We start from the raw sequence: 18,635 nt of genomic DNA, 5'->3' as shown, positions 1-18,635 counted from the left end.
TCCTCACCGCCACTGACACCCAATGGCCAACCCACCAAATCGGCACGAGTCGGATCGTGGATGGCGACGCCTGCTCACCCTGGAGGGCCCCGGAACCGACGTGACGATCAAGCTCTGTGGCACCACGACCACGGTCACCAGCGACTCCGCCGGCATCATCGACGCACGGCTGCCGTTGGACAGCCCCTGGGAAACAGGCACCACCAGAGCTCTGTTGCACCCGGACGGCCCCGAGCAGGTTCCTGCGACCCTGCACGTCATGAACGCCGAACCGGTGCGTGGGGTGGTCTGCGACATCGACGACATCGTCTGGTTCACCGGTATCTCTCATCCAGCCCGAGCGGCCTGGCGCACCCTGCGCGGGTCAAGTTCGACCAGACAGTCGGCACCTGGCATGGCGCGCCTGCTTCGGACAGCTGTCGGGCGCCGGCTTTTCTGGAACCTCCCCATCACAGGCCTTCATGCTGACCCCCGGAAACCCGCCGGCCAGCTTCCATCACGGGGGAGTCGTCCAGGCCGGTGAATTCGCGCGTTGCGTACATAGGGCCGCTTCTCCTTCGCAACATCAAGAAATCGGACGTCACCAACCGAACCCGCTGAGATCATTCCTCCCGTGAAGCCGGCACAGGCCGGGCGTCGCTGCAGAGGCGCTGCGACAGAGGGAGGAGCCGTACGACCGTGGGAAGATCGATGCATGCGTGCCATGGTCATCGATGCCGTCAGAGGTCAGCCCCAGGTCCGTGACGTCGCCCAGCCCGAGGCGCCGCCCCAGGGGGTGGTCGTCCGCGTGATGGCCACGGGCATGTGCCGCAGTGACTGGCATGCATGGGCCGGACACGACGAGATCGTGCTGCCCCACGTCCCCGGGCACGAGCTCGCCGGAGTGGTCGCCGCGGTGGGCGCGGGAGTGCGCCGGTGGAAGGCCGGCGACCGGGTGACCGTCCCGTTCGTGTGCGGCTGTGGACGGTGCGACTGGTGCAGGTCCGGCAACGCGCAGGTCTGTCCCGATCAGGAGCAACCGGGCTTCACCCACTGGGGATCCTTCGCCGAGTACGTCGCCCTGCACGCCGCGGACACGAATCTCGTGGCCGTCCCCGAGCACGTGGACTTCGCCACCGCGGCCGCTCTGGGGTGCCGGTTCGCCACGGCGTACCGGGCCCTGGCCGGACGGGCCCGGGTCGCCGACGGAGAGTGGGTGACCGTGGTCGGTGCCGGCGGTGTCGGGCTCAGCGCGGTGATGATCGCCCGGGCGCTCGGCGCCCGTGTCATCGCGGTCGACCGCAACCCGGAAGCGCTCGCCGTCGCCCGCGACCTCGGGGCCGATCACACGCTGCGCGCGGACGGGACCGACATTCCCGCGGCCGTCGCCGAGCTCACCGGCGGCGGCAGCCACGTCGCCGTCGACGCCGTGGGCAGCGAACGCACCTGCGCCGACGCCGTCCTCAGCCTCCGCCGACGAGGACGGCACGTCCAGATCGGTCTGCTGCCGCCGGTCGACGGTCACCCGCGGGTGCCGATGGCGCGGGTCATCGGCTGGGAGCTCGACCTGCTCGGCAGCCACGGGATGGCGGCGGCCGATTACCCCGGCATGATGTCGCTCATCGAACAGGGCGCCCTGCAGCCCCAGCGGCTCGTCGAACGCACCATCGGACTCGAGGAAGCAGCGGCGCTGCTGCCGGCGTTCGACCGGGCGACGGTCGCCGGCATGACGATGATCGATCCCGCGCTCCGGTAGCACCTCGTCAGGACGGTCCCCGCGGTCGATCTCCCGTGACCGCGGCGGCCTCGCGCCCGCGCCGGCCGACAGCGTCGGGCACCTGGGTCGACTACGCGGCGGGAAGGCCCACGACGACGACGCCGTCCTCGACCCGCACCGGGTGGACGCCCAGGCGCAGGCCGGCGTCGGTGAGGCACCGGCCCGTCGCGAGCGCGTAGACCTCCTTGTGCAGCGGGGAGGCGATCGTGGCCGCCTCGCCGCGGGAGCCCACGATGCCGCGGGCCATCACGTGCGCCCCGGTGGCGGGGTCGGCCTGGTCCACGGCGTGGACCTCGGTCGCGGACAGGCGCAGCAGCGCCACCTGGCGGCCGTCCACCAGCGCGGCCTCGCCCCAGCCGACCTCCAGGGCGTCGATCTCGCAGACGGGGTGCCAGCGCAGGCCGGCCGCACGGGTGTCGTTCTCGGGGGCGGTCAGGATGGTCATGGGGCACCTCGTTCGTCGCAGGGATGGTTCGTGACAGGACTGTCGGGTCGTGGACCCGACGCTAGGGACGCTCTGTTTCGGGGGAGGCCGGCCGCCGTAACGCCGAGGTAAAACGCGCTTCACAGCCCCTGCCCGCCGCTGTGATGGGCGGCGGCCGCGGGCCCGTCGTCGTCGGGCCCCCGGTCCTCCGCGGAGCCGCCGGCGGGAATGTTGCCCGCGTGTTTCGGGCGCCTCACGGGCCGCCCCGGCCGCCGCCGGGCAACGTCAAAGCACCCGAAACGTCGGGGCAACGGGGAGGCAACCGGGACGCCCTACGTTCGGTAGCACGGGCCGCTCCACCTCCCGCTCCGATGGCTCCGAGCGCCCGTCCCGGAACCGACCCACGCGACCCGAAGGCCTGCCATGAACCAGAACCCGTCCCGCAGAATCGTCGTCGTCGGTGGCGGCCCCGCCGCCCACCGGTTCGTCGAGTCGATGTGCTCCCGGAGCACGGCCGGCACCTCGATCACCGTCCTGACCGAGGAGGTGCACCTGCCCTACGACCGCGTGGCGCTCAGCCGCGCGCTCACGGCGCCGGACGCGGACCTGACCCTGGGCGAGCGCACGCTGTGGGACCACGAGGCCGTCACCCTGGTGACCGGCGCCCGGGCCGTGGACCTCGCCCTCGGGACCCGTGAGGTGGTCACCGAGAACGGCGACCGCCACCCCTACGACGAGCTCGTGCTCGCCACCGGCTCCAACGCCGCGCGGCTGCCCATCCCGGGCAACGAGCACACCTACGTCTACCGCACGCTCGAGGACGTCTGGTTCCTGAACCGCGAGGTCGCGGCGCTCTCCGAGAAGCTGGGCCGCACCGTCAACGCCGTCACCATCGGCGGCGGTCTGCTCGGCCTCGAGGCCGCGGCGGGGCTGCAGCAGCTCGGCGCCGAGCCGATCGTCATCGACGGCGCCCCCTGGCTCATGAGCACCCAGCTGGACGAGGGCGCCGGGCAGGCCATGGGCCGGCTCGTGACCGACAAGGGCCTGACCGTGCACGGCGGCGTCTTCCCGAAGGAGGTCCGCACGGAGACCGGTCCCGACGGCGAGCCGGTCGTGACCGGGGTCGAGATGGCCGACGGCCGGTTCATCGACGCGGACCTCGTGGTGGTGGCCATCGGCGTCCGCCCGCGCGACGAGCTCGCCCGGACCGTCAACGAGGCCGCGGGCCCGGAGGCCGAGCCGGTGTTCCGGATGGGCGGCCGCGGCGGCATCGTGATCGACGAGGGCTGCGCGACCGACGTCGAGCACGTGTGGGCCATCGGCGAGGTCGCGAACTTCGACGGCATGTGCCTGGGCCTCGTGGCGCCGGCCAACACCATGGCCGAGATCGTCGCCGACCGGCTGCACGGCGGGGACGCCTCCTTCCCCGGCTTCGACACCGCGACCAAGCTCAAGCTCTCCGGGGTCGACGTCGCGAGCTTCGGCGACGCCTTCGCGAGGACCGAGGGCGCGCTCGAGGTCGTGTACGCCGACCCCGCCCGCGGCGTCTACCAGAAGCTCGTGGTCACCGACGACGCCCGCACGCTGCTGGGCGGCATCTTCGTGGGCGACGCCGCGCCGTACACGTCGCTGCGACCGCTGCTGGGCCGCGAGCTGCCCGCCGAGCCCGGGGCCTTCCTCACCGCCGCCGGCGGCGGCGAGGCGCCCGAGACCGAGCTGCCCGACGACGCCGTCCTGTGCTCCTGCAACAACGTGTCCGCCGGCTCGATCCGGGACGCGATCAACGGCTGCGGCGCGTGCGAGGGCCAGGATCCGGTCCAGGAGCTCGGCGCGCTGAAGGGCTGCACGCGGGCGGGCACCCAGTGCGGGTCCTGCGTGCCCGTGCTGAAGAAGCTGCTCGAGTCCGAGCTGACGAAGTCCGGGATCACCGTCTCCAAGGCGCTGTGCGAGCACTTCGAGCTCTCCCGCGCGGAGCTGTTCGAGGCCGTCCGTGCGCTGCAGCTACGGTCCTTCGAGGACATCCTGGCCCGCTTCGGCACCGGCCGGGGCTGCGACGTCTGCAAGCCCGCGATCGCCTCGATCCTGGCGTCCCAGTACTCCGGGTACGTCCTCGACGCCGGCCTCGGCACCCTGCAGGACACCAACGACCGCGCCCTGGCCAACATGCAGAAGAACGGCACCTACTCGGTGGTCCCGCGCATCCCCGGCGGGGAGATCACGCCCGCGAAGCTCGCGGTGATCGCCCGGGTGGCCGAGAAGTACGGCCTCTACACGAAGATCACCGGCGCCCTGCGCATCGACATGTTCGGCGCCCGCCTCGAGCAGCTGCCGGAGATCTGGAAGGAGCTCGTGGAGGCCGGTTTCGAGTCCGGCCACGCCTACGGCAAGGCGCTGCGCAACGTGAAGTCCTGCGTGGGCTCGACCTGGTGCCGCTTCGGCGTGCAGGACTCGGTGTCCATGGCGATCCAGCTGGAGCTGCGCTACCGCGGCCTGCGCTCCCCGCACAAGCTGAAGATGGGCGTCTCCGGCTGCGCCCGCGAGTGCGCCGAGGCCCGCGGCAAGGACGTGGGCGTGATCGCGACGGCCGACGGCTGGAACCTCTACGTCGGCGGCAACGGGGGCGCGAACCCCGTGCACGGGAAGCTGCTCGCCAAGGACCTCGACGACGACACGCTGATCCGCTGCATCGACCGCTACCTCATGTACTACATCCGCACCGCGGACCGGCTCCAGCGCACCGCGCACTGGCAGGAGGAGCTCGAGGGCGGCCTGAAGCACGTCGAGGACGTGGTCGTGAACGACACCCTCGGCATCGCCGAGGACCTCGAGGCGGCCATGGCCCGCCACGTGGACGCCTACCAGGACGAGTGGGCCTCCACCCTCCAGGACCCGGAGCGGCTGCGCCGCTTCCGCTCCTTCGTCAACGCCCCGCAGGAGGCGGACACGTCCATCGTCAACGTCGTGGAGCGCGGCATGGAGCGTCCCGCGACCGCTGAGGAGATCGCGGCGGGCGGCCCCGCCGGGCCGGTCCTGATCGGCTCGACCATCCCCGTGCGCGTCCCCGAGGGGCAGCAGTGATCGGGGCGGGCGCGGACCTGGCCGGCACCACGGTCCTGGTGGCCGGCGCGGCCGCGGCCGCCCGGCGCGCCGTCCGCCGCTACCGCGCGGCCGGGGCGGCCGTGCGGACGGTCGGGTCCCCGGCGGAGTACCACAGCGTGCTCCTCGGGCGCGTGGTGCTCGTGGCCCTTGTCGAGGACGGCGAGCCCGGCTGGGAGCGGCTCGTGGCCGACTGCCGCACGTGCACCGTGCTGCTGGTCCGCGAGCCCGCCGCGGCCCCCGGCGGGCGGGTCACCCTCGTCGGCGGCGGCCCCGGGCCCGAGGACCTGCTCACGGGCCGGGCGCTGAGCGCGCTGCGGGAGGCCGACGTCGTGCTCTACGACCGGCTCGGCCCGCACCGCGAGCTGGAGCGGCTCACCGGGGGAGCGGAGCTCGTCGACGTCGGCAAGCGCCCCGGCCACCATGCCGTGCCCCAGGACGAGATCGAGCGGCTGCTGGTCCGGGCCGCTCTCGAGGGCCACCACGTGGTGCGGCTCAAGGGCGGGGACCCGTTCGTCTTCGGCCGCGGCGGCGAGGAGGTCGCCGCGTGCGTCCGGGCGGGCGTCGAGGTCTCGGTCGTCCCCGGCGTCACGAGCGCCGTCTCCGTGCCGGCCGCCGCGGGGATCCCGGTGACCCACCGCGGCGTGAGCCACCTGTTCACCGTGGTCTCGGGCCACGCGCCGCTCACCGACGCCGAGCACCGGCACCTCGCCGGTCTCGGCGGGACGATCGTCGTGCTCATGGGCGTCGGCACCCTGCCCCAGCTGGTCGCCGGCCTGTCCGGGGCCGGGATGGACACCACCACGCCGGTGGCCGTCGTCGAGCGCGGCTGGAGCGACTCCCAGCGCACCACGGTCTCGGACCTCGCCGGCGTCGTGACCGACGCGGCTGCCGCCCGGTGCACGTCACCGGCGGTGCTCGTGATCGGCGACGTCGTGCGCCAGGCGCACGGCGGCCGGTGCGCCGAGCCGCTGGCCGGCATCATCCGGGCCGCCGGCGGCGCCTGACGGGGAGTCCCGAGGTCTCTCCGCAGGCGGGGGCCTCGGGGCAGCGGGCGTGCTCCACCCTCAGGAGATGCCGTTCTCCTGCAGCCACATCTCCAGCAGTCCCAGCTGCCACAGCACGTTGGAGCGCAGGGGCGTGTGGTACTTGTTCGGCTCCGTGAGCAGCTTCTCCACGACGTCCGAGTTGTAGAGGCCCCGGCGCGCGGCCGCGGGGTCCGTGAGCGCGGCCTCGACGCGGTCCAGGGTGGCGCCCTCGAGCGTGCGGATCGCCGGGACGGGGAAGTACCCCTTCTTCCGGTCGATCACCTCGTCCGGCACGACGCCGCGCGCCGCGCGCTTGAGCACCCCCTTGCCGCCGTCGGCGAGCTTGAGCTCGGGCGGGATGGTCCCCGCGAACTCCACGAGCTCGTGGTCCAGGAACGGCACCCGCGCCTCGAGCCCCCAGGCCATGGTCATGTTGTCCACGCGCTTCACGGGGTCGTCCACGAGCATGACCGTGGAGTCGGTGCGCAGCGCGGCGTCGACGGCGGTCTCCGCCCCGGGTCGGCCGAAGTGGCGCTCGATGAACGCCGAGGGCGCGTCGTGGGTCGCCATCCACTCGGGGGAGAGGACCTTGGCGAGGCGGGACCACGGGCGGTCGAAGAACGCCTCGGAGTAGGCCTTCTGGGCGTCGTCCCGCTCCACCTCGGCCAGCGGCGGGTACCAGTGGTAGCCGCCCAGCACCTCGTCGGCGCCCTGGCCGGACTGGACGACCTTGACCGACTTCGAGACCTCCTCGCTGAGCAGGTAGAACGCCACGCAGTCGTGGCTGATCATGGGCTCGCTCATCGCCGCGACCGTCCGGTCGATCGCCGGCACGAGGCGGGCGTCGTCGATCGCGATCTGGTGGTGGTCCGTGCCGAAGCGGCGGGCCACGAGGGAGGAGAACTCGAACTCGTCCCCGGACTCCTCGCCCACCGACTCGAAGCCGATGCTGAAGGTCTTCAGGTCCTCCTGACCGGACTCGGCCAGGAGCGCGACGACGAGGCTCGAGTCGATGCCGCCGGACAGCAGGACGCCCACGGGCACGTCCGCGACCATGCGCCGCTTGACCGCGGTGCGCAGCCGCTCGACGAGGCCGTCCTCCCAGTCCTGCTCGGTCCACTCCGAACGGTCCTCGTGCCGGGTGAAGCTGGGGTTCCAGTACTCGTGGTCGGAGGCCGAGCCGTCCGGCTCGACCGTGCGCACGGTGGCCGGGGGCAGCTTGCGGATCCCCCGCAGGATGGTGCGCGGGGCGGGCACCACGGAGTGGAACGTCAGGTAGTAGGACAGCGCCGTGCGGTCGATCGAGGTGTCCACGTCCCCGGCGGCCAGCAGCGCCTGGACCGTGGAGGCGAAGCGCAGCCGGGTGCCCGTGTGGTCGAGGTAGAGGGGCTTGATGCCCAGCCGGTCGCGGGCCAGGACCGTGCGGCCGCTCGTGTGCTCGGTGACTGCGAAGGCGAACATCCCGTGGAAGTGCTCGACGCACTCCCGGCCCCAGCGGTGGTAGGCCTTCAGCGCGACCTCGGTGTCCGAGGTCGAGAAGAACTCGTAGCCCATCCCGCGCAGCTCCTGCCGGAGCTCCTTGTAGTTGTAGACCATGCCGTTGAACACGATGGTCAGGCCGAGGCGGGAGTCGACCATGGGCTGCCCGCCGGACGGGCTGAGGTCGACGATCTTCAGGCGGCAGTGGCCCATGGCCACCGGCCCCTGCGCCCACGCGCCCGAGCCGTCCGGGCCGCGGCCGGCCTGGGCGCACGTCATGCGGTGGATCGTGCCCGGGTCCGCGGCCGCGCGGTCGAACCGGACCTCACCGGCGATGCCGCACATCAGCGCCCACCCCCGCTCACCGGTCGCTGGACGGACAGGGGCGGGGATCCCGGGCGGCAGTGCATGCTCCCATGCTACGCGGGAGTCGCGACGTCGCGCGGGCCCGCCGTCCTGCCGCCGGGCTCACCACTGGTCCCCGATCCGCAGTGTTCCGCACGGTGGTTCCCGTTCGCGCTTCGCAGGAGTAACGTCGGATCAAGTCGCTTCGTGAACAACCGCCCGGACGGCACCCCGGTGCCCGGTGATGGGAGCATTCCGATGGAATCGTTGTCCGACGTCGTGAACATGCCGGTCCTGTGGTTCTCCGCGCTCGCGGTCTTCGCGGTGATCATCGTGCAGACCGTCATCTACGTGGGGGCGGCCCGCCGGGCGGGCCCGGACGTCGGCTTCACCAAACGCGACCTCCGTGAGTCCTTCCGCGCGGGGGGAGTCGCCGCGATCGGGCCCTCCCTCGCCGTCGTCATCGTGGCCATCGCCCTGCTGCCCCTGTTCGGGGCCCCCGCGGTCCTCGTCCGGATCGGCCTCGTCGGCTCCGCGGCCACCGAGACCTCCTCCGCCAACCTGGCGGCCGGCACCATGGACGCCCAGCTCGGTGGGGCGACGTGGACGCCCGAGGTGTTCGCCGTGGCGTTCACGGCCATGAGCCTCTCCGGCGGCATGTGGATGCTCGCGACGCTCATCCTCACCCCGATGCTCAAGCGCGGTGACACCAAGCTGCGCGCCGTGAACCCCGCCCTCATGGCGATCGTTCCCTCGGCCGCCCTGCTCGGCGCGTTCGCCTCCCTGGGCATCGCGGAGCTGCCCAAGAGCAGCGTCCACATCATCACCGTGGTCGTCTCCGCGGTGGTGATGGCCGGGTGCCTGCTCCTGGCCAAGGCGCTCCACGCGCCGTGGCTGCGGGAGTGGGGACTGGGCTTCGCGATCATCGTCGGCCTGGTGGTCGCCTACTTCGCCCACGGTGCCGGCATGGGCCCCGCGGCCTGAGCCCCGAGAGATCCGAGGAGTTCACATGTCCAACCAGACCGGAACATCCGCCGCGGCATACGCCCAGTACGACCGGACCACCTCACGGTGGGGCCGGTACACCATGCTCACGGGCCTGGTGGTCTCCTACATCGGCCCCCTGTACCTGGTCTTCTTCACCGACCTGCAGATCCCCGCCGCCGACCTCCTCACCGGTGTCCTCGCGGTCGCGGCCGTCTTCGCGGTCATCTGGGTGATCGAGCCCATCACCTATTTCCCGGTGCTCGGTCCCGCCGCCATGTACCAGGCGTTCATGATCGGCAACATCGCCAACAAGCTGCTGCCCTCGGCCATCGTCGCGCAGGCCGCCATCGGGGCGAGGCCGGGAAGCCGCCGCGCGGAGTTCGCCGCCGTCATGGCCATCTGCGGGGCCGCGGTCGTCCACATCTTCTCGCTGCTGCTCTTCGTGGGACTGCTCGGCACCTGGCTCGTGAGCGCCGTGCCCACGGCGATCACGGACATCGCCCGGCTCTACATCTTCCCCGCCATCATCGGGGCGGTGATCGTCCAGCTGGCCGCCTACGTCAGGTCGCCGCGGATCACGATCATCGCCCTCGCCGTGGGCGCCGTGGTCCAGCTGCTGCTCGTGCCCGTCATGGGGTCCCTCTTCCGGAGCTTCGCGACCGCCGTGGTCGTGCTGCTGACCATGGTGCTCGCCTGGGTGCTGCGCAACCGCAAGACGGAGCACCCCGTGGCGGAATCGGAGCACGGCGTGCTGTGACGGCCCGCTCCACGACACCGGTCCCGCCCGCGGCACCGGCCCACCCCGCTCCCGACCTCGAGAGGACGTCATGACCATCGCACCGCCCGAGCTGCCCACCGAGCTCCGCGAGGACCTGCACGAGCTGTACCGGCACCTGCACGGCACCCCGGAGCTGTCCATGCAGGAGCACGCCACCGCCGAGCTCATCCGGCAGCGGATGGAGACGCTCGGCTGCGAGACCTTCCTGTGCGGCGGCACGGGCGTCGTCGCCGTGCTGCGCAACGGTGAGGGCCCGGTCGTGGGGTTCCGCGCGGACACCGACGGGCTGCCCGTGGCGGAGGCGACCGGACTGGACTACGCCTCCACCGCCCGGGGCGTGATGCCCGACGGCGCCGAGGTGCCGGTGATGCACGCGTGCGGCCACGACACCCACATCACGTGCGCCATCGGGGCGGCCGCCATCCTGGCCGCGGACCGGGACACGTGGGCGGGCACGGTCGTCTTCCTGTTCCAGCCCGGCGAGGAGACGGCCGAGGGCGCCCTGGCGATGCTCCGGGACGGCCTGTGGGAGCGCACGCCACGGCCCGAGGTCGTCTACGGCCAGCACGTGTGGCCCGGGCGCGCCGGCCAGATCGAGATCAGCACCGGGCCCGCCATGGCGATGTCCGACGGGTGGCGGGTCACGGTGCACGGCCGCGGCGGGCACGGCTCCCGTCCCGAGGACACCATCGACCCCGTGGTGCTGGCCGCGCACATGGTGGTGCGGATCCAGAGCATCGTCTCCCGCGAGGTCCCGGCCCAGCAGTCGGCCGTGGTCACCATCGCGACCTTCCACGCGGGCCTCAAGGAGAACATCATCCCCGCGACGGCCGAGTTCACGGTCAACGTCCGCAACCTCGACGTCGGCGTCCGCGAGAAGGTGCTGGGCGGACTGCGGCGGGTGATCCGGGCCGAGGCGGAGGCCTCCGGCGCCCCGGAGCCGGAGATCGAGGAGATCTACACCTTCCCCCTGCTGGTCAACCACCCGGCGGAGACGGCCGCGATCACGACCGTCCTGAAGGGCGTGCTGGGGGAGGAGAACGTGCTCGACCGGCCCGCCCAGATGGGCAGCGAGGACTTCGGGCACCTGCCCGACGCCATCGGGGTGCCGGGGGTCTACTGGTTCTTCGGCGGGACGCCCGCCGAGCGGGTCGACAGCGACGAGCCGGTGCCGACGAACCACTCGCCGTTCTTCGCCCCCGCCATGGAACCGACGCTGACCACCGGGACGGCCGCCGCGGTGGCCGCCATCATGTCCCGCGTGGGCACCCACCGGTGAGCGCCCCGGCCGGCGACGACCTCCTCGGCCGGTCCGCGCGGGAGCTCGTCGCCGCGCTGCGCGCCCGCACCGTCTCGGCGCGGGAGGTGCTGGACGCCCACTTCGCGCGGATCGACGCCGTGAACCCGGCGGTCAACGCCGTGGTCACGCAGGTGCGGGAGGCCGCGTACGAGACGGCCGCGCGCGCCGACGAGCTCGCGGCCGCCACGCCCGCCGGCGAGCTGCCGCCCCTGCACGGGCTGCCCATGACGCACAAGGACACCCACGCCACGAAGGGCATCCGCACGACGTCCGGGTCCCCGGTGTACGCGGAGCACGTGCCGGACCACGACGACCTGATCGTGGAACGGTTCCGCGCCGCCGGGGTTATCAGCACCGGCAAGAACAACGTCCCGGAGTTCGCGGCAGGCTCCCACAGCTTCAACGAGCTCTTCGGCACCACCGCCAACCCCTACGACCTCACCCGCAGCGCCGGGGGCTCCAGCGGCGGGGCCGCCGCGGCCGTGGCGACCAGGATCCAGCCACTGGCCGACGGCTCCGACATGGGCGGGTCCCTGCGCAACCCGGCGGCGTTCTGCAACGTCGTCGGCTTCCGGCCCTCCGCCGGGGTCATGCCCCTGGCCCCCACCCCGAACGCCTGGGCGTGGCTGGCCCGGACCGGCGCCATCGCCCGGACCGTGGACGACGTCGTCCTGGCGATGTCCGTTCTCGCCGGTCCCGATCCCCGGATCCCGCTCGCCTGCCCGGTGGGCCGGGAGCCGTTCCGGGCGCTCGCCGCCGAGGGGACGACCGACGCCGCCCGGCCCCTGGCCGGCGTCCGGGTCGGGCTGAGCACCGACTTCGGCCTCGGCGTGCCCGTGGAGCCGGCGGTGACCGACGTGCTCACCGCGCAGGCCCGGGTCTTCGAGGAGCTCGGCGCGGTGGTGGAGCCCGCGTGCCCGGACCTGCGCGACGCCGACGAGGTCTTCGACGTCACTCGGGCCTTCGACATGGCCACGGCCCTGCGCGAGGTGGTCGCCGAGCACCGCGAGCTGGTGAAGCCGGAGATCCTCTGGAACGTGGAGAAGGGGCTGGCGCTCACCGCCGACCAGCTCATGGACGCCGCCCTCGCCCGCACCCGCCTGCACGAGGCGGTGCGGGAGTTCTTCGGCCGCCACGACGTCCTGCTCGCCCCGACGACCCAGGTGCTGCCGTTCCCGTCCGAGGACCGCTGGCCGCGGGAGGTCGCCGGCGTGCCGATGCGCACGTACGTCGAGTGGATGCGCTCGGTGTGCCTGGTCTCGGCCACGGGGTGCCCGGCGGTCTCGGTCCCGGGCGGGTTCAGCGCCGGGGGACTGCCCGTGGGGCTGCAGCTCGTCGCCGCCGACGGGCAGGACGTGGCGCTGCTGCGGATCGCCCGGGCCTACGAGACGGCCACGCGGTTCGCGGACACCCCGCCGCCGCTCTGACCGGGTCGGGTTCCAGCGTCCTGCGGGCACGTGGTCCGGGGTGATGACGTCGATCGTCGTGCCCGTCCGGCGTCGTCGACGGCGGCCATGATGCCGCTGCCGCTGCTCTGGCCGCAGTGCGTGAACCTGTTCACCGAGAACCCTGCACGGACCAGCCGGTACGGACGCGACTGTTCGATCCGGCCCCACGGGCAGAAACACGTCCTCGCCCGGCCAGGGAGCGGCGGATGCGGGTGGTCGGGCACCAGTTCGGGCCGGCTCGATCGGGCCGGCTCGCGAGTTGCTGCCTCAGCGATCCGCTGTGCGGCTACCATTCGGCCACAGATCCGTCGGCGTGCCGCCAGACGGGGTTGCGCCAGCGGTGACCCTCGCGGGCCTTCTCCACGACAAAGTCCTCGTTGACCTCGATGCCCAGTCCCGGCCCGCTGGGGATGAGGACCATGCCGTCGTCGTAGTCGAAGACGGACGGGTCGTTCAGGTAGTCGAGCAGGTCGTTGCTCTGGTTGTAGTGGATGCCCAGGCTCTGCTCCTGGATGAAAGCGTTGTGGCAACCGGCGTCGATCTGCAGACATGCCGCCAGGGCGATCGGTCCCAAGGGGCAGTGCAGGGCCAGTGCGACGTCGTAGGCCTCCGCCAGGTGGGCGATCTTTCGGGCTTCGGTGATGCCGCCGCAGTGGGAGGGGTCGGGCTGGATGATGTCCACGGCACCGGTGGCGAGAACGTCCTTGACGTGCCAGCGGGAGAACAACCGCTCCCCGAGGGCGATGGGAGTGGACGTGTTCCGCAAGGCGTCCAGGAAGCCGCCGACGTTCTCGCTGAGGACCGGTTCCTCGATGAACATGAGCCTGTAGGGCTCGAGTTCGCGCAGCAGGACCTTGGCCATGGGCTTGTGCACACGGCCGTGGAAGTCCACGCCGATGCCGATGTTCGGCCCGACCGCTTCGCGCACGGAGCGCACGCTGTCCAGGCACAGGTCGACCTTGTCCCAGCTGTCGATGTACTGGAGCTCCGCGGTGCCGTTCATCTTCACCGCGCTGAAGCCGCGCTCCACCGCGTCCCGGGCCGCGGCGGCGGTCTCGGTGGGGCGGTCCCCGCCGATCCAGGAGTACACCCGGATTCGATCACGAACCTTGCCGCCGAGCAGTTCGTTCACCGGCACCCCGAGGGCCTTGCCCTTGATGTCCCACAGCGCTTGGTCGATGCCGGCCAGTGCGCTCATCAGGATGGGGCCGCCGCGGTAGAATCCGCCGCGGTACAGCACCGTCCACAGGTCCTCGATGTTCCGCGGGTCCTGGCCGATCAGGTAGTCCGAGAACTCGTCGACGGCGGTCGCCACGGTGGCGGCTCGTCCTTCGACGACGGGTTCGCCCCAGCCCGCGATGCCCTCGTCGGTCTCGACCTTCACGAACAGCCATCGCGGGGGAACGGTGTAGGTGGTCACTCCGGTGATCTTCATGTGTTCTCCTTGCTCAGTGCTCCTGGCGGTCGGTCGCCGACTGCCAGGCCCGGACCAGGGCGGCGGCGCGGGCGGACAGGTCGTGGCCGGTGATGCCGGGCCGGTAGAGGGACGAGCCGATGCCTGCGCCGGTGGCGCCGGCCGTCACCCAGTCCCCGAGGTTGCCGGCATCGACCCCGCCCACGGGGATGAACTCGATGCCTGTCGGCAGCACGGCCTGCCAGGCTTTCATCCCTCCGATTCCGACGGCGTCGGCGGGGAAGAGCTTCAGGCTCCGGGCCCCGGCTCTCACCGCTGCGAAAGCCTCGGTGGGGGTGGCCACGCCGGGATAGCTGCGCATGCCGAGGCGGACGGTTGTCGTGATGACCTCCGGATCCATGGCGGGGGAGACGATAATGCCGGCTCCTGCGTCACGGGCGGCACGGACCTCCTCGACGGTCAGTACCGTTCCCGCGCCCACGGCGCAGTCGTCCGGGAGCCCCTCACGCAGCAGTCTGATGGAGGCCAGGGCGTCGGGGGAGTTCAGCGGCACTTCCAGGGCACGGAAACCCGCCTCGTAGAGGCGTTGTCCGACCTCGGGGGCCTCCTGGGGGCCGAGGCCCCGCAGGATCGCGACGAGACCGGTTCGGGGGAGATTCATTCCATTCCTTTCCCTGGACGATCGAGGAGGCCGGCGGACAGGGCAATGCGCCGTAGGCCGCGCGTGACGACGTCCCCGGCGACGATCGCGGCGTCGACGTCGAGCGTCCGCAGGACGCGCTGATACCGTCCGCACAATTGAGGTTCTCCGCACAGCAGGACCTCTGGTCGATCGGAACCGGGGGAGTGGTCGGGGCTCGAAGGGAGCCAGCCGCGGACGCAAGAGGCAACCTCCGCGCCGATCATCAGCCCGGAGATGTAGTCGTCCACCTGCTCGGCGGCCAGGCGTCGGGTCAAGGGCAGTGTTCGTGCCAAGAAGAGTGTGCTCAGGATCCCCGCATCGGGGTCGGCGTTCAGCGACGTCTGGACACCGCGGTCAAAGGCCTCCATGTCGGGCGTTTCCGGCCGCCGGGCGAGCCGGGCCAGGATGCTGTGCTGGGTGAGCAGCCCGTAGATCTCCCCGGTCATGACCGTCAGGAAGTCGGTCACCTCAGATCCTCGGAGGCGCACCCACTTGGTGTGGGTCCCGGGAAGGGCAACCACCCTCTCCGCCCGGGCGTCGAGGTTCTCGGGATCTACCGCGAGTTCCAACACCCCCAGAATCTGGGTTTCTTCTCCCCGCATCACTTGAGGCAACGGCCCGTCGGACAGCAGTCCCGGCACGATGTGGACAGGTCCGCGGCGGGTCGGGACTTCAGTCAGTGCGTCCGCCAGGGAGGTCAGGTCCTGGGGCAGGTGCTGATAGGGAACGTCGGCCCACCCCTGGTTGCTGCCCACCATGCCGCTGGCGAGTGCGACTGCCTCCGGGTATTCGTCGAGCCACCGTCCGCACATCCGCTCGAACTCTTCCTCGAAAGCGGCCCGGCGCTCCTGGGCGGTGATCGCCTGGGCCGTGACCTCGAGGATGCCGCGGCCCCACGGAGCGTCGTCCAGGACCGTGCCCAAGGCATCGAGCAAGTACGCCCGTGCTGAGCTGGTTCCCCAGTCCAGCGCGATGAGCCGGGGATCGTGCCGGGCGGGGTAGTCCGTCGGGAGGTGAGACACATGTTGAAGTCTTCCCTTTGCATCTCATGATGTCGAATGAGGTCGTATATAGTGGGATAAAGCAATGTGCCGAGCAGACCTCAGGAGGCCGGGAGGCGATGCCACAGAGAAGGTGCCCTGCCCGATGGCAGTCCAGGAAGGACATCACTGTCGGCGGGCCCGAGCGTATTGGGCACTCCATCGGCACGGTCCCGAGGCCATTTCTGGACTGCTCGCCATGACGGCCGAGAACGATCCTTCCGCCTCCCCCCTGCCGCAGGGGACTCGTACCCTGGCACGGGGCCTTGACGTCCTGCGTGCGATCGCGGATGGTGCCCAGGACCTGAAGACCGTGACGGAGACCACCGGCATCGGCCGCAGCACGGCGCATCGACTGATCCAGATGCTGGAGCTCCGAGGATTCGTCCGGACCGCCAATGGCAGGTCGTACACCCTGGGTCCGCAGCTGATCGACTACGGCTATCGTGCCCTGAGCCAGATCCCTCTTCCTGCCCTCGCGCGTCCCGTTCTGGAGCGTCTGGCCGCCACCGCTCAGGACACCGTGCACCTGGCGGTGGAAGATGCCGGGCAGGTGTTCTACCTGGACAAGATCTCCGGTACTCGCGGCGCCGAGATGCGGTCACGCATCGGGCACCGGATGCCGTTGACCACCACCGGGATCGGCAAGTCTCTGTTGCTCGACCAGCCCGAACGGTGGGCCGACCAGTACGCGGCTGAACATCCGTGCTCGGACCATCTCTCAGCGGAGACGGAGCGATTTCTGGGCATGATGCAGGAATACGTCACCCAGGACAGCACGATGGACCTGGAGGAGAACGAGCCCGGCATCCGCTGCGTCGCCGCGCCGGTTCGTGATGCTCGGGGGCTGACGGTCGCCGCCATCAGTGTCTCGGCCACGCAGCCGTACATGCCTTCGGATCGGATGCAGGCCCTCGTCCCGGTCGTGCGACAGACGGCCCAGGCCATCGGGCGCGAGCTCGGCAGGAGCGCGTGAGTGCGAGCAGGTCGACCGAAGGGGCATGCAGAACGTCAACGACCAGCCCTGTGCCAGGACACGTCGAGGGCTGTCTGCCGGTGCGGAGCCGATGAGGTTAGGCCAAGAACGCGTCCTGGAGCATAGGCGCTGACGGCACAGCCTCCTGACTCCCGACGACGTGCGGAGGTCTCCGCGAGTCGTTCAGGAGACAGCCCGCGTCGATCCGCGCACGACGAGTTCGGGCTGAAAGCTCACGTGGCGGTGGTGGTGGTCGAGGTCGGTGATCTCGTCCTCGAGAAGCTCCACCGCGGTACGCCCGATCTGTCGAGCCGGTTGGCGGATGGAGGACAGCGGCACGACCGCCGAGCTGGCGAAGTCGATGTCGTCGTAACCGATCAGGGCGATGTCCTCGGGAATCCTGAGCCGGTGGGTGAACACGAACGCCTGCAACAAGCCCAGAGCCAGCAGGTCATTGGCGGCGAACACCGCCTCGGGTAGTTGCGCGGTGGGGCGTGCCAGGATCTGTTCCCCGGCCTGCCGACCCTCCAGAACAGTCAGGGCCGTGGTCCTGACGACCTCCAGGGAGGCCCCGTCCACGGCTGCCACGGCAGTTTCCGCCCCGGCGTGCCGGTCGACGACCTGATGCAGGGAACCCGGCCCTCCCACGAACGCGATCCGGCGCGCGCCGCCGGCCATCAGGTGCTCAACGGCCACGCGTCCGCCCTCGACGTCGTCGACGGCCAGGGAGCAGTACTGCGCGGGAGGGGCATGCTCGTCGACGAGCACGACCGGAGTGCCGCGCGAGCGCAGCGCCTTCAGGCGGGTGGGCTCTGGCGACTGGGGAGTGAGGAGCACCCCGCGCACGCGCTGTTCCTCGAACAGGTCCAGGTACAGGTTCTCCCGGGCTTGGGAGAGTCCGGCGTTGCCGATGATCACGGCCCGGCCCAGCTTCTCGGCAGAGGCCTCGGCACCCAGGGCGATTTCGTTGTAGAACGGATTGGCGGTGTCCTGCACCACCAGCCCGATGGTGCGGGAGTGGCCGGCCTTGAGCTGTCGGGCGACGTCGTTGCGAATGTAACCCAGGTCCTCGATGGCCTGCAGCACCCTTCGGCGGCGGTCCTCCGAAACCGTGTCGGGCCGGTTCAGCACGTTGGAGACCGTGCCGATCGACACGTTCGCCTCTCGGGCGACGTCCTTGATGCTCACCGGTGATCGCGCGGTGCCCATGCTAGTCCTCACTCCCGGATCCCCTTGTGGACTGCTGATTTTAACGGTTCAACTTTCGTCCACGGTGCAACGGGCCACGAGGACGTGATTCTCGGCGGCCGGGCTCTTCCGGACGGGGAGGCAACCAGGCAATTCGGTCTCGACGGGCTGCGGCGGGACGCAGGCAGCTTCACAGTTCTGCGAAGCGAACGCCTTCTCCGAACCGGGCGGACACGACCGACCCGATGACTGATCATCCTCCTTCCCCGCAGCGCCGTCCCTTTCCTGTCGCCGATGCGCACCCGCCGGTCCGCCGCCCATTCGCGTCCGTGGTCGTGTTCTTCTCGTGTGGTTGTGTCCGCCCCGGTGCCGGTGTTGGCCTTCCGTGACCGCCCCTGTCCGCCACGTGTGACCACGCGATTCCGTAGTCACACGTGGCGAACGGGATCGGTCGGCTAGGGATGGGTGGGTGAGCCGCGGTGGGTCGGCGCAGGTGGGCGAGCCGGGGTCAGTCTGGGAGGCGATGACCGGTGGCGGCGTCGAAGAGGTGGACGTGGTCGAGGTTCGGGGCGACCCAGATCGTGGATCCGCCCTTCGGCGGGGTGCGGCCTTCGACGCGGACGATGAACTCGTGGGCGTTGGGGTCGTCCTCGGCCCCGGTGGTGTTGTCCACCGGGACCACGGTGTTGGCCGC

Annotated in this window: 15 protein-coding genes and 1 pseudogene; 9 read left to right on the top strand and 7 right to left on the bottom strand. The window is 71.2% G+C overall.

Annotated features, from left to right (window positions below):
• Positions 1-100: 100 nt before the first annotated feature.
• Both ACH9EU_RS02580 and ACH9EU_RS02575 read left to right on the top strand, forming a co-directional pair.
• Positions 101-523 carry a phosphatase domain-containing protein gene (locus ACH9EU_RS02580; RefSeq protein ID WP_396412369.1) on the top strand — a complete coding sequence of 141 codons (423 nt, stop codon included), beginning with the start codon at positions 101-103 and terminating at the stop codon, positions 521-523.
• Positions 524-694: 171 nt separating this feature from the next.
• Positions 695-1,735: a zinc-binding dehydrogenase gene (locus ACH9EU_RS02575; protein ID WP_396412368.1), complete on the top strand. Its 1,041-nt coding sequence runs from the start codon at positions 695-697 to the stop codon at positions 1,733-1,735.
• Between the two features lie 91 nt (positions 1,736-1,826).
• On the opposite strand, the gene nirD is transcribed toward ACH9EU_RS02575, so the two are convergent.
• Positions 1,827-2,201 (bottom strand): nitrite reductase small subunit NirD, encoded by a 375-nt coding sequence (nirD, locus tag ACH9EU_RS02570; RefSeq protein ID WP_396412367.1) that lies wholly within the window; start codon positions 2,199-2,201, stop codon positions 1,827-1,829.
• Positions 2,202-2,603: 402 nt separating this feature from the next.
• Here nirD and nirB point away from each other — a divergent pair, with 402 nt between their 5' ends.
• The gene (nirB, locus tag ACH9EU_RS02565; RefSeq protein WP_396412366.1) at positions 2,604-5,258 is read left to right on the top strand and encodes a nitrite reductase large subunit NirB; all 2,655 of its coding nucleotides are present in this window, start codon (positions 2,604-2,606) and stop codon (positions 5,256-5,258) included.
• Positions 5,258-6,283, top strand: coding sequence for a uroporphyrinogen-III C-methyltransferase (gene cobA / locus ACH9EU_RS02560; RefSeq protein WP_396412477.1), 1,026 nt, complete (start codon positions 5,258-5,260; stop codon positions 6,281-6,283). The genes nirB and cobA overlap by 1 nt, the downstream gene beginning before the upstream one ends.
• A 60-nt stretch (positions 6,284-6,343) precedes the next feature.
• On the opposite strand, the gene ACH9EU_RS02555 is transcribed toward cobA, so the two are convergent.
• Positions 6,344-8,128 carry an N-acetylglutaminylglutamine amidotransferase gene (locus ACH9EU_RS02555; RefSeq protein ID WP_396412365.1) on the bottom strand — a complete coding sequence of 595 codons (1,785 nt, stop codon included), beginning with the start codon at positions 8,126-8,128 and terminating at the stop codon, positions 6,344-6,346.
• Positions 8,129-8,386: 258 nt separating this feature from the next.
• On the opposite strand from ACH9EU_RS02555, the gene ACH9EU_RS02550 reads away from it, so the two are divergent.
• The 4 genes from ACH9EU_RS02550 to ACH9EU_RS02535 all read left to right on the top strand — a co-directional run bounded on the left by ACH9EU_RS02550 (position 8,387) and on the right by ACH9EU_RS02535 (position 12,620).
• A complete protein-coding gene (locus ACH9EU_RS02550) occupies positions 8,387-9,112 on the top strand; it encodes a DUF5058 family protein (RefSeq protein WP_396412364.1) in 726 nt (241 codons plus the stop codon).
• 25 nt (positions 9,113-9,137) lie between these two features.
• Entirely contained in the window at positions 9,138-9,872 is a 735-nt protein-coding gene (locus tag ACH9EU_RS02545) for a hypothetical protein (RefSeq protein ID WP_396412363.1), read from the top strand.
• Positions 9,873-9,942: 70 nt separating this feature from the next.
• Complete coding sequence (locus tag ACH9EU_RS02540; RefSeq protein WP_396412362.1) at positions 9,943-11,172, top strand: amidohydrolase; 1,230 nt, start codon at positions 9,943-9,945, stop codon at positions 11,170-11,172.
• The gene (locus tag ACH9EU_RS02535; RefSeq protein WP_396412361.1) at positions 11,169-12,620 is read left to right on the top strand and encodes an amidase; all 1,452 of its coding nucleotides are present in this window, start codon (positions 11,169-11,171) and stop codon (positions 12,618-12,620) included. The genes ACH9EU_RS02540 and ACH9EU_RS02535 overlap by 4 nt, the downstream gene beginning before the upstream one ends.
• Before the next feature lie 307 nt (positions 12,621-12,927).
• Here ACH9EU_RS02535 and dgoD read toward each other — a convergent pair whose 3' ends face one another.
• The 3 genes from dgoD to ACH9EU_RS02520 are packed head-to-tail and all read right to left on the bottom strand — an operon-like array spanning position 12,928 to position 15,759.
• A complete protein-coding gene (dgoD, locus tag ACH9EU_RS02530; RefSeq protein ID WP_396412360.1) occupies positions 12,928-14,076 on the bottom strand; it encodes a galactonate dehydratase in 1,149 nt (382 codons plus the stop codon).
• A gap of 13 nt (positions 14,077-14,089) precedes the next feature.
• Positions 14,090-14,716, bottom strand: coding sequence for a 2-dehydro-3-deoxy-6-phosphogalactonate aldolase (locus ACH9EU_RS02525; protein ID WP_396412359.1), 627 nt, complete (start codon positions 14,714-14,716; stop codon positions 14,090-14,092).
• Positions 14,713-15,759, bottom strand: a complete 1,047-nt coding sequence (locus ACH9EU_RS02520) for a 2-dehydro-3-deoxygalactonokinase (protein ID WP_396412358.1) — start codon at positions 15,757-15,759, stop codon at positions 14,713-14,715. The genes ACH9EU_RS02525 and ACH9EU_RS02520 overlap by 4 nt, the downstream gene beginning before the upstream one ends.
• A 217-nt stretch (positions 15,760-15,976) precedes the next feature.
• Here ACH9EU_RS02520 and ACH9EU_RS02515 point away from each other — a divergent pair, with 217 nt between their 5' ends.
• Positions 15,977-16,753 (top strand): IclR family transcriptional regulator domain-containing protein, encoded by a 777-nt coding sequence (locus tag ACH9EU_RS02515; RefSeq protein ID WP_396412357.1) that lies wholly within the window; start codon positions 15,977-15,979, stop codon positions 16,751-16,753.
• A gap of 183 nt (positions 16,754-16,936) precedes the next feature.
• On the opposite strand, the gene ACH9EU_RS02510 is transcribed toward ACH9EU_RS02515, so the two are convergent.
• Together ACH9EU_RS02510 and ACH9EU_RS02505 are read right to left on the bottom strand one after the other, a co-directional pair.
• Entirely contained in the window at positions 16,937-17,962 is a 1,026-nt protein-coding gene (locus tag ACH9EU_RS02510; RefSeq protein ID WP_396412356.1) for a substrate-binding domain-containing protein, read from the bottom strand.
• Positions 17,963-18,449: 487 nt separating this feature from the next.
• Positions 18,450-18,635: pseudogene (locus tag ACH9EU_RS02505) on the bottom strand (sugar ABC transporter ATP-binding protein); the annotation flags it as partial.

Source organism: Kocuria rhizosphaerae, from assembly GCF_044462265.1.
Lineage (GTDB): Bacteria > Actinomycetota > Actinomycetes > Actinomycetales > Micrococcaceae > Kocuria > Kocuria rhizosphaerae.
The sequence above is the reverse complement of the archived record's forward strand: the minus strand, read 5'-3'. Positions and strand labels throughout refer to the sequence as shown.

Coding starts and splice junctions, on each gene's coding strand:
- ACH9EU_RS02555 (WP_396412365.1), bottom strand. CDS start 8,128: ATGTGCGGCATCGCCGGTGAGGTCCGGTTCGACCGCGCGGCCGCGGAC.
- ACH9EU_RS02525 (WP_396412359.1), bottom strand. CDS start 14,716: ATGAATCTCCCCCGAACCGGTCTCGTCGCGATCCTGCGGGGCCTCGGC.
- ACH9EU_RS02540 (WP_396412362.1), top strand. CDS start 9,943: ATGACCATCGCACCGCCCGAGCTGCCCACCGAGCTCCGCGAGGACCTG.
- ACH9EU_RS02575 (WP_396412368.1), top strand. CDS start 695: ATGCGTGCCATGGTCATCGATGCCGTCAGAGGTCAGCCCCAGGTCCGT.
- ACH9EU_RS02545 (WP_396412363.1), top strand. CDS start 9,138: ATGTCCAACCAGACCGGAACATCCGCCGCGGCATACGCCCAGTACGAC.
- nirB (WP_396412366.1), top strand. CDS start 2,604: ATGAACCAGAACCCGTCCCGCAGAATCGTCGTCGTCGGTGGCGGCCCC.
- dgoD (WP_396412360.1), bottom strand. CDS start 14,076: ATGAAGATCACCGGAGTGACCACCTACACCGTTCCCCCGCGATGGCTG.
- ACH9EU_RS02550 (WP_396412364.1), top strand. CDS start 8,387: ATGGAATCGTTGTCCGACGTCGTGAACATGCCGGTCCTGTGGTTCTCC.
- ACH9EU_RS02510 (WP_396412356.1), bottom strand. CDS start 17,962: ATGGGCACCGCGCGATCACCGGTGAGCATCAAGGACGTCGCCCGAGAG.
- ACH9EU_RS02515 (WP_396412357.1), top strand. CDS start 15,977: ATGACGGCCGAGAACGATCCTTCCGCCTCCCCCCTGCCGCAGGGGACT.
- nirD (WP_396412367.1), bottom strand. CDS start 2,201: ATGACCATCCTGACCGCCCCCGAGAACGACACCCGTGCGGCCGGCCTG.